Below are 14,239 nucleotides of genomic sequence, written 5' to 3' on the forward strand. Positions count from 1 at the left end.
TGTCCTCAAAGCGGAACAAGGTAGGGCCTGTCGGAATGCGGGTTGGGAACGATCTCGACCGGGCAGCCGAACACGGCCTCCACGGTCGCGGCGGTCAGCACCTCGGCCGGCGGGCCGGCGGCGAAGACCCGGCCGCGGCGCAGCAGCACGATGTCATCGGCGAAGCGGGCGGCCTGGTTCAAATCGTGCAGGATGGCCAGCACGCCGGTGCCGGCATCGGCCAGGGCGCGGGCGACGCGAAGCACCGCGGATTGATGCGCCAGGTCCAGGCTGGCGGTCGGCTCGTCCAGCAGCAGATAGGTCGGCGCGCCGGCGGCTCCGTGGATCTGGGCCAGCGCCCGGGCGAACTGGACCCGCTGCTGCTCACCCCCTGAGAGGGTCGGATAGGAGCGGCCGGCCAGCACCGTCACGTCGGCCGCATCCATGGCCGCGTCGACGGCCCGGCGGTCGGCGGCGGCATCGGCGACGCCGCGATGCGGGCCGCGGCCCAGCGCCACCACCTCGCGGGCGGTCAGCGGGAAGTCCAGCGTCACCTGCTGCGGCAGCACCGCCCGGCGCCGGGCCAGCGCTACCAGGTCCCAGGCCGCGATCGGCGTGCCGTCGAGCGTGATTCGGCCGGACGCCGGCGCGATTTCGCCGCACAGGCAGCGCAGCAGCGTCGACTTGCCGGCGCCGTTCGGGCCGATCACGGCGGTGAGGCGGCCGGGCGCCACGGCGAGATCGATGCCGTCCAGCAGCGGCGTGCGGCCGATGCGGTAGGCGAGGGCTTCGGCCCGGATCACGGCTCGGATCTCCGCCGCCGCAGCAGCAGCGCCAGGAAGACGGGGGCGCCGAGGCCGGTGGTGACGATGCCGATCGGCAGCTCGGCCGGCGCCACCGCGATGCGGGCGACCAGGTCGGCGCCGAGCATCAGGGCGGACCCGAACAGGGCCGCGGCCGGCAGCAGGCCGCGATGATCGGCCCCGATCACCAGCCGCAGCATGTGCGGCACCAGCAACCCGACGAAGCCGATCATGCCGCTGACCGCGACCGCCGCGCCGACCGCCAGTGCCACCGTGCCGACCAGCAGGCGCGTCAGCTTCTCGACCGGGAAGCCCAGGTGGAGGGCCACGGCCTCGCCCAGCAGCATGCCGTTCAGGGCGCGGGCGGCCAGGGCCACGGCGGCCAGCAGCACCAGGGCGAAGGGCACCACCGCCAGCACCGAGGTCCAGGTCGCGCCGCTGAGGCTGCCCATGGTCCAGAAGGTGATGGTGCGCATCGCGTTCTCATCGGCCTTGAACACGATATAGCCGGTGCCGGTGGCGACCAGCGCGTTCACCGCGATGCCGGACAGCAGCATCATGGTCACCGACACCCGGCCCTCGCGCTTCGACAGGCGGTAGACGGCGATGGTGGTGACCAGGCCGCCAAGGAAGGCCGCCAGCGGCAGGGCGTAGAGGTTCAGGAGGGGAATGCCGGCCAGCGCCCCCGGCAGCCCCAACGAGATCACCGCCACGCCGGCGAAGGCGGCGCCGCCGCTGACTCCGATCAGGCCGGGATCGGCCAGCGGGTTGCGGAACAGCCCCTGCATCATCGCGCCGGAGACGGCGAGCACGGCGCCGACCATGGCGCCCAGCAGCGTCCGCGGCAGCCGGATGGCGTCGATGATGGCGGCGTCGCGCGCGGTCACGGCGTCGAGGCCGCCGAGCCCGAGATGATGGCCCAGCACCGCCAGGACATGATCGAGCGGGATGTCCGCCGGGCCGATGCTGATGCTGGCGAGAACCGCCGCGGCCAGCAGCAGCACCAGCCCCGTGAGCGTGAGCGACAGGCGCTGAGCCCGCCGCCGCTCTGCCGGGGCCGGGGCCGCGCCGCTGGCCGTGAGCGCCGTCACGAACCCGCGCTCCATGCCCGGTCGGGCAGGGTGGGCGGGGTCCAGCCGGGATGCAGCACGACCGCCAGGTCGCGCGCCGCCTGCGGCGTCCGCGGCCCGAAGCCGAGGATGTAGAGGGAATCCAGCGAGACGATCCGGCCCGCCTTGGCCGCCGGGGTCTGGGCGAAGACCGGCAGCGCCGCGATCGTCTCCAGCCCGCCATTCGGCTCGACGGCATGACTGGCGATCACCACCACCTCCGGCGCCGCAGCGGCCACCGCCTCCGGCGACAGTGGCTTGTAGCGCTCCATCTCGCCGACCGCGTTGACGCCGCCGGCCAGCCGGATGATGCCGTCCGCCGCCGTGCCGCTGCCGCCGCCCAGCGGCGTGCCCTGGGTGATCGACAGCACGAACAGCACGCGGGGCTTCGAGGGTGCCTTGGCGACGGCGTCGGCCACCGTGGCGAAATCGGCCCGCACCGCCTGGCTCAGCCCCGGGTCGGCCACGCCGAGCGCCTTCTCCACGCCGACGATCTTGGCGACCACGCCCTCCGCCGTATACGCCTCGGGCAGCGCCTCGACCGGCGTGCCGGCGGAGCGGATCTGCTCCAGCACCGCCGGCGGGCCGGCCGACACGGTGGTCAACACCAGGTCCGGGCTCAGCGCCAGGATGCCCTCGGCCGCCAGCTGCCGCAGATAGCCGACCTGCGGCCGCTCCCGCGCGGCGCGCGGATACAGGCTGGTGGTGTCGACCCCGACGATGCGGTCCTCCGCATGCAGGGCGTAGACGATCTCGGTCAGGTCGCCGCCGGCGACGACGACGCGCTGCGGCGGTTCCGCCTGAGCGGGCAGGGCGGCGAGCAGCGCCGCGGCGGCGAAAGCGAGGGGAAGGAGGGGGCGCATCAGACGGCCCCCAGCGCGCTGACCTTGGCCACCAGCGCGCGCCAGTCGGCCCGCTCCGGCTGGCCCGGCTTGCGGGCGCCGAACAGCATCGCCATCAGCGTGCCGTCGACATCGAACAGCTCCAGCGAGGTGACGACGCCGTCCTTGGTCGGCTTGCGCACCACCCAGGCGCTGTCGATCCGGTCCTCGCGCAGATGCAGGTTGAAGCCGGGGTCCAGCACGTTCAGCCACGGCCCCATGTCGTGCAGCCGGTGCACCGGGCCGGTGTGGATCTGGATGCAGCCGGGGTTGCCGACGAAGACCATGATCGCGGCGCCGGTCGTGGCCGCGTCGGTCAGCACCCGGCGCAGCGCGTCGCGGCCGACCGCCTCGGCCCGCTGCGGCTCGGCCAGGCGCATCGCCTGCAGCCGGTTGAGGCGGTGCGACTTCAGCAGGCCGAAGAACTGGTGCGTGTCCTCCATGGCGTCCCAGCCGGCGCGGAAGCCGCCGACATCGATCTCGGAATCCTCGAGCACCGCCGGCCGCAGGATCTCCTGCGGCGCCAGCGCCGGGGCCTGGTCGGCATGGCGGAAGCGCTCGACCAGGGCGGCGAAGGCGGCGCGGTCGCTGCCCTCGGTCAGGAAGATCTTGTGCACCGCGGAGCCGGCGGCGTCGAAGAACTGCAGGCTTGGCTTGGGGTGATCGGCGCCGCCGACCGCGAAGCCATGCGCCCAGCGGGTGTAGAACAGCCGCAGATCGATGTCGGCGCCCAGCGCCAGACCGACATGGCTGCCGGCCGAGACGTTCCGGTACACGCCGGTCTTCTCGTGCACCACGCTCTCGTTGCGGGTCAGCGCCATGACCGGGCCGACCGCCTCGACCGCCTGCAGGACGGTGCTCCAGTCGCCGCCGATCCGGGTGGATCCGGCCCCCACCTGCGAGGCGACCAACTCGCCCTCGCTGACGCCCAGCTCCGCCGCGGCGTCGCGGGCGCGCAGCTGCGGCTTCTCGGCCCGCAGCGCCGCCCAGCGCGCGGCGAGGGCGGTCGGCGGGGCGGGGAGGTCGGTATCGAGGCTCTGCATCATGCTCTCCGATCACCGGGGGCGAGGGGCGCCGGCGGCCGGCGGGGTGCGACAGGACATGCGAAAGCGCGGCCAAAACGGGGGCCGCCGGGACTGCGAAGCATGACGAGAACCTGTTCGGGCGACGGGTTCTCGCGCAGACCTGGCGGCGGGCGGTGCCCGGCTTGCTGGGGGCGCGAGCGAGGGAGGGCTACTTGGTCAGGATGAGCTTGCTGTTGCGGGTGATCCGCAGGCGGTAGACATCCTCGCCGTGCTGGATGGTCAGCTCGCGGCGGGCGCCGAACAGGTCGCGGGTGTCGAGGCTGGCAGGGGCGGGCCGCTGCGGCTCGACGGCATGCGCTGTGGGTTGATCCAGCATGGTCCCCATCCACGGTGAGATTGATCGGACAAGACGATGTTGAGAGTCATTCTCATATCCATCGAGGCTGGTCAAGCAAATGCGTGTCATTCCTAATTGCATTTATCAGAAATGCCCTCGGGCCGGGCGGCCGGCGGCAGGGCGCAACGCCGGCGTCAGCGTCGCGGGGCGAGGCCATCCAGAAGGAAGCCGAGGCCCCTGGTGAAGGTGCCGCCCCAATCGTCATCCAGCAGCAGGCCGGAGCGGTCGATGGTCGGGTAGCGCTCGCCGTACCCCGGAAGGCGCTGCCGCGCGGCGGCCCTTTCGTCGTCCGAGAGGTCGAAGCTCGCCCGGGTGATGGTGGCGCCCATCACATAGTTCCACAGCGACCAGATCGCGACATTCATGTCCGCTTCCGCAACCTCGGCCCTGGACAAGGCGCGGCTCAGCAGTTCCAGGCGTCCGAGGATGTTCGGGCCGAGCGCCCGGCGCGGCAGCAGCGATGCCGACCAGGGATGGCGCAGCATGCTGGCGCGCCAGTCCTCGAGCATATGGCGGACGTCCTCGCGCCAGTCCCGGGGCTCGCCGTCCTGCGGCGACCCGCGGTACTCGAGCACCGAGTCGAGCGCCAGGTCGAAGACGTCCTCCTTGTTGTCGACGTGCCAATACAGGCTCATCACGCCCGAGCCGAGGCGATCGGCCAGCCGGCGCATGGTCAGGCCCTCGATGCCCTGGGCGTCCAGCAGTTCGACCGCCGTCGCCACGATGCGCTCCAGGGAGAGGGGCGGCTCCTGTCTGCGTCCGGTCCCCTCGCTCATCCGCTGAGACCGCTTGTCCCGGGTGCCGTCCCGTTTGCCTGCCATCCGTCTTCCCCGCTGGTCGGACCGTCGATTCTGGCCGGCAACGCCACGGATGTCGACCCTGGCCGATTGACTCGTATGGTGTACGATGCGATCCACTCGTATGCCGTACGAGTGGATCGCACGGCGATCTGATCGAAGGTGAAATCATGCCGCGCGCAGCCAGGCATCTGCTTATCGGAGGGCTCTTCATCATGACCATGGGTATTGCCGCTGCGACGGCGGCGAATGAGAGCGATCTCGAGCTGACCATCGTCAATCCGAAGACGCTCCATGACCCGTCGCCGAACGGCTACAGCACGGCGGTGATCGTGCCTGCCGGAGCCCGTGTGGCCTACATCTCCGGACAGGGCGGCCAGGACGCCACGGGCGCCCTGTCGCCCAACTTCGCCGTCCAGGTCAGACAGGCCTACGCCAATCTCGGCGCTGCGCTCGATGCGCTCGGCGCCAGGCCGGATCAGGTCGCCAAGCTCACGGTCTTCGTGGTCGACCACGACATGTCCAAGCTCGGGGTGCTGACCCAGGCGGTGAAGGACATGTTCGGCGAGGCGCTGCCGGCGCAGACGCTGATCCCCGTTCCGAAGCTCGCCATCGATCCCATGCTCTTCGAGGTCGAAGCCGTCGTCGTCCTGAAATAGGCGGGCGCATCGCCACCCGAACGGGCCGGGGACGCCGGCGGCCCCCCAGGCCGGCCGGCCCCCGAGCGGACCATGGGCGCCGGAAACCTCCGGAAACGCGATGCTTGGTGCGGACCGCCGCGGCGCGCATATAATGCGGGCATCGATGAATGCCGCGAGGACGGGTGCGGATGGAGTCAGGGGCCGGGCGATGACAGAGGTGCAGGCGATCCAGCGCAGGCCGGCTGAGAGGCCGGTCCAGCCTTCAACCGGCCTTTCCGTCTGCGAGGACCGCGTCGTCGAGCGCTTCCTCGACCGCCCCACGGCCCCGGGCAGCGATACGGAGCTTCTGCGCCGGCTCAATCACAGCCTGTTCGACGAGCCGGACTACCGGCCGAGCGTGCCGAGCCTGCGTGCCCTGGTCATGGTGGCGGCGGTGGCGCTGCTGGCCGTGGGGGCGGCGGCGCTGATCGGCACCGCCTGGCACGATCTGAGCGGCGGCGGGACCCCGCAGCAGGAGGTCCGCTGAGCCGCCCGCCCGGTCCGATGGCCTCAGCTGTCGTATTGCAGCAGCGAGACCAGCGGCGCGTCGATCCTGTCGCGGCCGCCGAGGAAGGACAGCTCGATCAGGCAGGCAGCGCCGCGGACATCGGCGCCGACCCGGCGCAGCAGCTGGATCGCCGCCGTCATGGTGCCGCCGGTCGCCAGCAGGTCGTCCAGCACCACCGCCTTCATCCCCGGCTTGATCGCGTCGGCCTGGATCTCGATCGCATCCGACCCGTATTCGAGATCGTAGAGATGGCCGATCGTCTCGCCGGGCAGCTTCCCGCGCTTGCGGCACATCACGAAGCCGCAGCCTAGCACATAGGATAGTGGTGCCGCCGCCAGGAACCCGCGAGATTCGATGCCGACCAGGATGTCCGGCTGCCACGCCTGGACCTTGGCCGCGAGGCTGTCGACGGCATGCCGCCACGCTTGCGGGTGGGCCAGAAGCGGCGAGATGTCGTAGAACAGGATGCCTGGCTTGGGAAAATCCGGGATGCCGCGTATGTGCGACTTGAGATCCATGAGACGTCCTTGGTTGCGGGCCGGAGCGACCCTGCATCGTAGTGCCTGCGGCCCGAAAGGCAATTCGCAGGTGCGGGAACCGGTTGCCCGGGGGGCCGCCCGAGGAGCTGCATGATGACCGCAGCGGCGGCTGCCGACGCCGAGGCCCGGATCGACAGCCGTGTCGAGCGCGGCGTCACCAGGCTGCATCTCGAGGGGCCATGGGTGACGCGGGCGGCGGCACCCCTGGACCGCGAGCTATCGGAGCTGGTGCAGACATCGGTGAAGGGCGAGGTGGTGCTGGACCTGTCCGGCGTCACCCGGCTGGACACGGTCGGCGCCTGGCTGGTGCACCGCACCCAGGAGGATCTCGCGGCAGCCGGCGCCACGGTCCGCGTCGAGGGCGTGTCGGACGACCAGAAGGGCCTGCTGGAGGCCGTGTCGCGGGTCGAGCGCGACGAGCCGATCAAGCATCCCGACCGCAACATCCTGTACGAGCTGGCCTACCGCACCGGCAAGGCGACCTACCATTTCCGGGACGAGGCGGTGGCGCTGCTGAGCTTTCTCGGCATGCTGGTGGTCAAGAGCATCGCCACGCTGCTGCGGCCCAGCCGGATCCGCTTCACGGCGCTGGCGCACAACATCGAGGCCACCGGCCTCAACGCCATGCCGATCGTCGGCCTCTTGTCCTTCCTGATCGGCGTCGTGCTGGCCTATCAGGGGGCGGACCAGCTCAGCCGCTTCGGCGCCCAGATCTTCGTGGTCAACCTGCTCGGCGTCTCGGTGCTGCGCGAGCTGGGCGGCCTGATCACCGCGATCATCGTCGCCGGCCGCTCCGGCTCGGCCTTCACCGCGCAGATCGGCACCATGCAGGTGAACCAGGAGGTCGACGCGATGGAGACGCTGGGCCTCGACCCGATCGAGGTGCTGGTGATCCCGCGGGTCTTCGCCCTGGCCATCACCCTGCCGCTGCTGACCTTCTACGCCAGCCTCATGGCGATCTTCGGCGGCGGGCTGATGTCATACTTCGCGCTCGACATCAGCGCGCCGCAGTTCCTGCAGCAATTCAAGGCGGCGATCAGCATCAACACCTTCTGGGTCGGCATGGTCAAGGCCCCGGTCTTCGCCTTCGCCATCGCCATGGTCGGCTGCTATGAAGGGCTGAAGGTGTCCGGCAGCGCCGAGAGCGTCGGCCGGCTGACCACCCAGTCCGTCGTCGTCTCGATCTTCCTGGTGATCGTGCTCGACGCGCTGTTCTCCATCCTCTTCGCCACTCTGGGAGTCTGATCATGAGCGGGGACTCCCGGGCGCCGGCCCAGGCGTCGGACGAGGACGTCGCGATCCGCGTCCGCGGCCTCAAGACCCAGTTCGGCAGCCAGGTCATTCACGAGGGGCTGGATCTCGACGTCCGGCGCGGCGAGGTGCTGGGCGTCGTCGGCGGGTCCGGCACCGGCAAGTCGGTGCTGCTCAAGGAGATCATCGGCCTGATCCGGCCCGCCGCCGGCAAGATCGAAGTGCTCGGCGTCGACATGGACGAGGCCGACGAAGCGGAACGCAGGGCGGTGCAGCGGCGTTGGGGAGTGATGTTCCAGGACGGTGCTTTGTTCAGCTCGATGACCGTGGCCGAGAACATCCAGGTGCCGATGAAGGAGTACACCCGACTGTCGCACCACATGATGGACGAGCTGGCGCGGGTGAAGATCGCGATGGCCGGGCTGGCCTGCAGCGCCGGGCTGAAGCACCCGTCCGAGCTGTCCGGCGGCATGCGCAAGCGCGCCGCCCTGGCGCGGGCGCTGGCGCTGGATCCGGAGATCATCTTCCTCGACGAGCCGACGGCCGGCCTCGACCCGATCGGCGCCGCCGCCTTCGACCAGCTGATCTCCGAGCTGCAGCGCAGCCTCAAGCTGACGGTGTTCATGGTCACGCACGATCTCGACAGCCTGGTCACGATCTGCGACCGCATCGCCGTGCTGATCGACAAGAAGATCCTGGTCGACACCTACGAGAACCTGCTCGAGGTCGACCATCCCTGGATCCAGGAATATTTCCACGGGCCGCGCGGCCGCGCGGCGGCGGCCGAGCACGCCGCCCTGGAGCAGGCGCAGACGGGGGCGGAGGGCTGAGATGGAGACGCGTGCGAGCTATGTCGCCGTCGGCAGCTTCGTCCTGATCCTGATGGTCGGGCTGGTGGTGTTCGCCGTCTGGCTCGGCGGATCGGGGCTGCGCGAGAATGCCGAGCGCTACCTGATCTACTTCTCCGGCAACGTCACCGGGCTGCAGGAGGGCAGCCAGGTGCGCTACCGCGGCATCCCGGTCGGCTCGGTCGAGGATGTCCGGATCGACCCGTCGAATGTCGAGCGGGTGGAGGTGCGGATCGCGGTCCGGCCGAACACCCCGATCGTCAAGGGCACCGTGGCGTCGCTCGAGATCCAGGGCCTGACCGGCGGCGCCTTCGTCCTGCTCAGCGGCGGCGCCCAGGGCGCCGCGCGGCTGGAGAAGGAGGAGGGCAAGGAATACGCCGTCATCCCGTCGCGCCAGTCCGGGCTGCAGGCCATCGTCGACACCGTGCCGCAGCTGCTCGACCGGCTGTCCGACATCTCGCGCGAGGTCCAGCGGATCTTCTCCGAGGACAATGTCCGGAACATCTCCGAGGTCCTGGCCAACGTGAACACCCTGACCGCGGCGCTGGCGCAGCGCTCGACCCAGCTGGCGGCGACGATCGAGCGGATCGACACGCTGACCCGGAATGTCGACGGGCTGGTGACCGAGGCGCGGACCGACCTGGACCGGATCACCACCGGCGCCAACGGCTTCCTGACCACCACCAACACCCAGGTCAACGCCGCCGTGGCTGATGCCCGCGAGATGCTCGCCTCGCTGCGCCAGAGCGCCGACGGCGTGGCCCGGCTGCTGAAGCAGTCCGGCCCGGGGGTGGAGAGCTTCTCCACCGACGGTCTGTACGAGATCACCCAGCTGATCACCCAGCTGCGCCAGCTGACCGACAACCTGAACCGCACCCTGTCGCGGCTCGACCGCAGCCCGGCGCAGTTCCTGTTCGGCGGTTCGTCCGGCGGCGTGCCGCCGCAAGGTTCCCAGAGGTGAAGATGAGCGTTTCCCCCCTGTCCCGGCGCCTTTTCCTGCGGCAGGCCGCGGTCTCCTCGGCCGCGGCCGGCCTGGCCGGCTGCGGCGGGATCAGCGCCCTGGCCCCGGCGGCGCCGCAGGTCTACGAGCTGACGCCGAAGAACACCTTCGACGCCAGCCTGCCGAAGGTGACCTGGCAACTGCTGGTCGACATGCCGACCGCCAATGCCGGCATCGACACCGACCGTATCGCGATCAGCGAGACCCAGACCTCGCTGGACTATTTCGCCAAGGTGGCCTGGGTCGACCGGGCCCCGGCGATGGTGGTCGGCCTGCTGGTCGAGAGCTTCGAGAACACCGGCAAGATCGTCTCGGTCGGCCGCCAGATCTCGGGCCTGCGCGCGAACTACGTGCTGCAGCCCGAGATCCGCGAGTTCCGGGCCGAACGCTGGCAGGGCCAGCCCTACCGGGTGCGGGTGCGGATCGGCGCCAAGCTGGTGCGCTTCCCGCAGCGGACGATCATCGGCGGCGAGAGCTTCGAACGGGTGGTCGAGGTGCAGGGGCCGGACTTCACGGATGTGATCCGGGCCTGGGACGACGCCCTGGGCGGCGTGATGAAGCAGGTGGTCGAGTGGACCCTGCGCACCGGCGAACGGGACGATCGCGCCGCGGGCCGGCCGCGGCGCTGAGGGAAGGGCAGGGGCGGAAGCGGTGCCGCGCCGGCGCTCCGGCCGGCGGCGGGTGTCAGCGGAACGGCTGAGTCGTCAGCGGGTGACGGTCTGCCAGAAGAAGAAGGCGATCACACCGATGATGATGACCCACTCTGCACCCATGATCCGGTCCATCCCTATCTTCGTTGCCGCCCTTCATAGCACGGCGTGGCCCGATCGCAAGGCGCTCGCGGCGCCGCCGTGCGGGGGGCGATGTTCGCAAGTGAAAATATTGGCATCGTTTTCGCTTCCCCATTAGCATCCTTTTTCGTCCAGCCACGGGAAGCAGAGCGGCCATGAACGCCACGGCGCGCCAGAACCAGATCGTCGAGCTGGTCCGCCAGGAAGGCTATGTCACGGTCGAGATGCTGGCCGAGCGGTTCCAGGTGACGCCGCAGACGATCCGCCGCGACATCTCGCTGCTGCAGGACCGGTCGCTGCTGCGGCGGTTCCACGGCGGCGTCACCGCGCCCGGCAGCGTCGAGAACTTCGCCTATTCCACCCGCCAGGTGCTGTGCCTGGAGGAGAAGCGCCGGATCGCCCAGCTGGTGGCGCGGCAGGTGCCGGACAACGCCTCGCTGTTCCTCAACATCGGCACGACGACGGAGGAGGTCGCGCGCGCGCTGCTGGGCCATCGGGGTCTGCGGGTGATCACCAACAACATCAATGTCGCGAACATCCTGTATTCGAATGCGAGCTGCGAGGTGATCGTCGCCGGCGGCGTGATCCGGGCCCGCGACGGCGGCATCGTCGGCGAGGCGACGCTCGACTTCGTCCGCCAGTTCAAGGTCGATGTCGGAATCATCGGCATCAGCGGCATCGACGAGGACGGCACGCTGCTGGACTACGACTACCGCGAGGTGCGGGTGGCCAGGGCGATCATCGACAATTCGCGCCAGGTGTTCCTGGTGGCCGACCATACCAAGTTCGGCCGCAACGCCATGGTCCGGCTGGCCTCGATCGGCGAGGTGCACGCCCTGTTCACCGATCGCGTTCCTCCGGCGCCGTTCGGCGACGCGATCGCCGCCACCAGCTGCCAGGTCCACGTCGCCGACTAACGCCGAGTCGGACGGGCCGGCCTCAGACCAGGCCGTCCTGCTTCAGCCGCGCGACCAGGTCCTTGGCCGCTCGGGCCGCGAGATCGGCGAAGTCGGAACTGGAATTGCCGCGGGCGGTGGCCTCGCCGGTCCAGATCACGGTGCCGCTGCCGGACTCCTGCAGCCTGGCCTCGTAGCGGGCGGCCGGCTCGTCGACCCAGCCGCCGCCGGTGACCGGGCCGGCGAAGGCCGGGCGGCCATACCAGCCGCCATAGGGCCAGAATCCACCATAGCCCCCGCCATAGCCGTAGAAGAACGGGTCGCCGAGATAGGTCGGCGGGATGTAGCGGGTCACCGTGGCGCGCTGGTCGACGGCGATTCGCAGCACGGCGCGGACGCCGGTGGTCCGGATCGCCGCGGCCTCGGCGGCCGGGCCGCCCGGCCGTGTCGGCGGCACCAGGTCGATCATCCGCACGGCGTGGACCCCGTTCGCCGTGAGCTCGGCCACCGCCGCGCTCTCCAGCGCCTCGCGCTCCGCGAGCCGCGGTGTCTGTGCCGCGACCGCGATCGATCGGATGGCCGCGCCGCCGCGATAGGCGGGATCGACATAGCCCGCCACTCGCGTCTGCACGCAGGCGCCGAGCAGCAGGGCGGTCAAGGCAAGGACAAGGGCGCGCATCACGCCTCCTGAGAATCGGTCTCAAAGAGATGGCGCAGCGGATCGCGGCCGCCAAGGACTGTCGTTGCCATTGTGACAAATTTGTCTCTCACTGCCCGTGACCGGAGCGGAGGAGCGCATATCGCCTCATGCTGCGGCTGGGCTTCCGCGGGCGTCTTGTGTATTCAGGGCAGGTATTCGGGGGCCGTCCGGGGGGAATAATGGCCGTTGCGAGGAAGATTGCCAGTGTCGTTGCCGCGGCCGTCATTTCGGCCTGCACGGTCGCGGCGACGACGGGAACGGCGACGGCCAGCCCGTGGGCGGAGCCGGGCGATTCGACCCTGCGCAACGACATCCACATCCTGGAGAACTTCCGGCTGATCGACGGCGTGCTGAACGCCTGGCCGCTGCCCTGGGCCCAGATCACCTACCGCCTGGCGAAGGCCGACCGGGATGCGCTGCCGCCCTACGCCCAGGCCGCACTCGACCGCGTCCGCGCCCGGGCGGCGGCGGAGACCCGGCAGGGCCAGCTGCATGCCGAGCTGCGGGCCGACCTGACCAACCAGCCCGCCCTGGTGCGCGGCTTCGACTACACGGCGCGGCAGCGCGGCGAGATCACCGCCTCCTTCGAATACATGGGCGATTCGACCGCGCTGCGGCTGTCGGTCGGCGCCTATTCCCGCTTCGTCAAGGGCGACAGCCCCTGGTACTACGCCGGCGAGGATTCGTTCCAGCCGTCGCTGGACGGCACCTACCTGGCCCAGCGGGTCGACAACTGGATCCTCTATGCCGGCTGGCTCGACCAGTGGTGGGGGCCGGGCGAGACCACCAGCCTGATCCTGTCGACCAATGCCCGGCCATTCCCGAAGGCCGGCTTCATGCGGTCCAACCCGCACGCCTTCGAGACGCCGTGGCTGAGCTGGATCGGCCCCTGGCAGCTCACCGGCTTCCTCGGCGTGCTGCCGGACGACCGGGTCAACAGCAACACCCTGATGTTCGGGCTGCGGGCCTCGGTCAACCCGATCCCGGGGCTGGAGCTCGGTGCCTCGCGCATCATGATGTTCTGCGGCAGCGGCCGGCCCTGCGGCTTCCGCACCTTCATCGACGGCTTCTTCGGCAACACCAACGTCAACGCCGCGCAGCAGGCCCAGGACCCCGCGAACCAGATCGCCGGCTTCGACGCCCGCTACAGCGCCCAGCTGTTCGGCCAGCCCTTCGAGGTCTATGGCGAGCTGACCGGCGAAGACGCGGCCTATTCCGACATCGGCATCCCGCTGCCGTCGCGCAACGCCGCCGTGCTCGGCGCGTCGGTGTGGAACGGCTGGGGCGATGACGGGGCGGTGTGGAAGGTCAATGTCGAGTATTCGAACTCGACCGCGAATTTCCTGAACGACAAGATCTACAGCTATTTCTACGAGAGCGGCGCCTATCCGGACGGCTATCGCTTCTACCGCCGCGCGATGGGCGACAGCCTCGACGGCGACGCGGAGCTGTTCGGGGTGACCGGCACCTTCGTCGACAGCGACAACTGGACCTACAAGGCGGCCTACTACCACGCCTACTTGAACCCGACGAACAACCCGCGCAACACGGTCACCCAGAGCAAGGAAAACATCAACATCGTCGATCTCGGTGTCTCGATCCCGATGCGGCGCAACTCGGTCGGCATCAATCTGCGGCTGCAGGATGATTCGCCGAACAGCCCGGGCGAGCAGAAGCCGATGGCGGCCCTGGGCGTGTCGACGACGATCCGCTTCTGAGAGGCCACCCGAAACTCTACTGCGACGGCCATCTGACGCGGTTTTCTCCGCTTCCGGTGCTCACGGACTTTAACGTCCGCTGCGCTCCGGTTCTCGAAAACCACGCCAGCTGACTCGTCGCAGCGAGTTTCAGGCGGCCTCTCGCCGCATTCAGGGCTCTTCGAGTCTCACGACGTCGTCCTCGCCGAGATAGGGCCCGGTGCGGACCTCGATGAGCTCGAGGTCGATCTTGCCGGGGTTCTCGAGCTTGTGGTCGGTGCCGATGGGGAGGTAGACGGCCTCGTTCTCGCGCAGGATGCGGGACTGGCCCTCCATGG

Annotated in this window: 17 protein-coding genes; 8 read left to right on the plus strand and 9 right to left on the minus strand. The window is 70.0% G+C overall.

Annotated features, from left to right (window positions below; translation table 11 throughout):
- Positions 1-5 precede the first annotated feature (5 nt).
- From BWR60_RS20805 to BWR60_RS20830, 6 genes are all read right to left on the minus strand, one after another.
- Complete coding sequence (locus BWR60_RS20805; RefSeq protein WP_088152928.1) at positions 6-782, minus strand: heme ABC transporter ATP-binding protein; 777 nt, start codon at positions 780-782, stop codon at positions 6-8.
- Positions 779-1,873, minus strand: coding sequence for a FecCD family ABC transporter permease (locus BWR60_RS20810; protein WP_230983126.1), 1,095 nt, complete (start codon positions 1,871-1,873; stop codon positions 779-781). Before BWR60_RS20810 ends, BWR60_RS20805 begins: the two co-directional genes overlap by 4 nt.
- Positions 1,870-2,754, minus strand: coding sequence for a heme/hemin ABC transporter substrate-binding protein (locus BWR60_RS20815; RefSeq protein WP_088152930.1), 885 nt, complete (start codon positions 2,752-2,754; stop codon positions 1,870-1,872). Before BWR60_RS20815 ends, BWR60_RS20810 begins: the two co-directional genes overlap by 4 nt.
- The gene (locus tag BWR60_RS20820; RefSeq protein WP_218823601.1) at positions 2,754-3,815 is read right to left on the minus strand and encodes a hemin-degrading factor; all 1,062 of its coding nucleotides are present in this window, start codon (positions 3,813-3,815) and stop codon (positions 2,754-2,756) included. The genes BWR60_RS20815 and BWR60_RS20820 overlap by 1 nt, the downstream gene beginning before the upstream one ends.
- Before the next feature lie 190 nt (positions 3,816-4,005).
- Positions 4,006-4,173 carry a hemin uptake protein HemP gene (hemP, locus tag BWR60_RS20825; protein ID WP_179221868.1) on the minus strand — a complete coding sequence of 56 codons (168 nt, stop codon included), beginning with the start codon at positions 4,171-4,173 and terminating at the stop codon, positions 4,006-4,008.
- Positions 4,174-4,328: 155 nt separating this feature from the next.
- Positions 4,329-4,916, minus strand: a complete 588-nt coding sequence (locus tag BWR60_RS20830) for a TetR/AcrR family transcriptional regulator (protein ID WP_218823602.1) — start codon at positions 4,914-4,916, stop codon at positions 4,329-4,331.
- Positions 4,917-5,161: 245 nt separating this feature from the next.
- On the opposite strand from BWR60_RS20830, the gene BWR60_RS20835 reads away from it, so the two are divergent.
- The gene (locus BWR60_RS20835; RefSeq protein WP_088152934.1) at positions 5,162-5,650 is read left to right on the plus strand and encodes a RidA family protein; all 489 of its coding nucleotides are present in this window, start codon (positions 5,162-5,164) and stop codon (positions 5,648-5,650) included.
- Positions 5,651-5,840: 190 nt separating this feature from the next.
- Positions 5,841-6,158, plus strand: a complete 318-nt coding sequence (locus BWR60_RS20840; RefSeq protein ID WP_088152935.1) for a hypothetical protein — start codon at positions 5,841-5,843, stop codon at positions 6,156-6,158.
- A gap of 23 nt (positions 6,159-6,181) precedes the next feature.
- Here the strand turns inward: BWR60_RS20840 and BWR60_RS20845 are convergent, their stop codons facing one another.
- The gene (locus BWR60_RS20845; protein ID WP_088152936.1) at positions 6,182-6,697 is read right to left on the minus strand and encodes an adenine phosphoribosyltransferase; all 516 of its coding nucleotides are present in this window, start codon (positions 6,695-6,697) and stop codon (positions 6,182-6,184) included.
- Between the two features lie 114 nt (positions 6,698-6,811).
- Between BWR60_RS20845 and BWR60_RS20850 the strand changes: the two genes are divergently transcribed.
- The 5 genes from BWR60_RS20850 to BWR60_RS20870 all read left to right on the plus strand — a co-directional run bounded on the left by BWR60_RS20850 (position 6,812) and on the right by BWR60_RS20870 (position 11,525).
- A complete protein-coding gene (locus BWR60_RS20850; RefSeq protein ID WP_230983127.1) occupies positions 6,812-7,963 on the plus strand; it encodes an ABC transporter permease in 1,152 nt (383 codons plus the stop codon).
- A 2-nt stretch (positions 7,964-7,965) separates the two neighbouring features.
- The gene (locus tag BWR60_RS20855; protein WP_088152938.1) at positions 7,966-8,799 is read left to right on the plus strand and encodes an ABC transporter ATP-binding protein; all 834 of its coding nucleotides are present in this window, start codon (positions 7,966-7,968) and stop codon (positions 8,797-8,799) included.
- 1 nt (position 8,800) lies between these two features.
- The gene (locus BWR60_RS20860) at positions 8,801-9,778 is read left to right on the plus strand and encodes an MlaD family protein (RefSeq protein WP_088152939.1); all 978 of its coding nucleotides are present in this window, start codon (positions 8,801-8,803) and stop codon (positions 9,776-9,778) included.
- A 2-nt stretch (positions 9,779-9,780) separates the two neighbouring features.
- Positions 9,781-10,446 carry an ABC-type transport auxiliary lipoprotein family protein gene (locus BWR60_RS20865; protein WP_088152940.1) on the plus strand — a complete coding sequence of 222 codons (666 nt, stop codon included), beginning with the start codon at positions 9,781-9,783 and terminating at the stop codon, positions 10,444-10,446.
- 317 nt (positions 10,447-10,763) lie between these two features.
- Positions 10,764-11,525: a DeoR/GlpR family DNA-binding transcription regulator gene (locus BWR60_RS20870; protein ID WP_088152941.1), complete on the plus strand. Its 762-nt coding sequence runs from the start codon at positions 10,764-10,766 to the stop codon at positions 11,523-11,525.
- Between the two features lie 22 nt (positions 11,526-11,547).
- Here the strand turns inward: BWR60_RS20870 and BWR60_RS20875 are convergent, their stop codons facing one another.
- The gene (locus tag BWR60_RS20875) at positions 11,548-12,183 is read right to left on the minus strand and encodes a hypothetical protein (protein ID WP_088152942.1); all 636 of its coding nucleotides are present in this window, start codon (positions 12,181-12,183) and stop codon (positions 11,548-11,550) included.
- A gap of 200 nt (positions 12,184-12,383) precedes the next feature.
- On the opposite strand from BWR60_RS20875, the gene BWR60_RS20880 reads away from it, so the two are divergent.
- On the plus strand, positions 12,384-13,922 hold the full coding sequence (locus BWR60_RS20880) for a capsule assembly Wzi family protein (protein WP_179221869.1): 1,539 nt from the start codon (positions 12,384-12,386) through the stop codon (positions 13,920-13,922).
- 150 nt (positions 13,923-14,072) lie between these two features.
- Here the strand turns inward: BWR60_RS20880 and BWR60_RS20885 are convergent, their stop codons facing one another.
- Positions 14,073-14,237 (minus strand): hypothetical protein, encoded by a 165-nt coding sequence (locus tag BWR60_RS20885; protein ID WP_088152944.1) that lies wholly within the window; start codon positions 14,235-14,237, stop codon positions 14,073-14,075.
- Between the last annotated feature and the right edge of the window lie 2 nt (positions 14,238-14,239).

The organism is Inquilinus limosus (assembly GCF_002195995.1).
In the GTDB taxonomy this organism is placed as follows: Bacteria; Pseudomonadota; Alphaproteobacteria; order DSM-16000; family Inquilinaceae; genus Inquilinus; species Inquilinus limosus_C.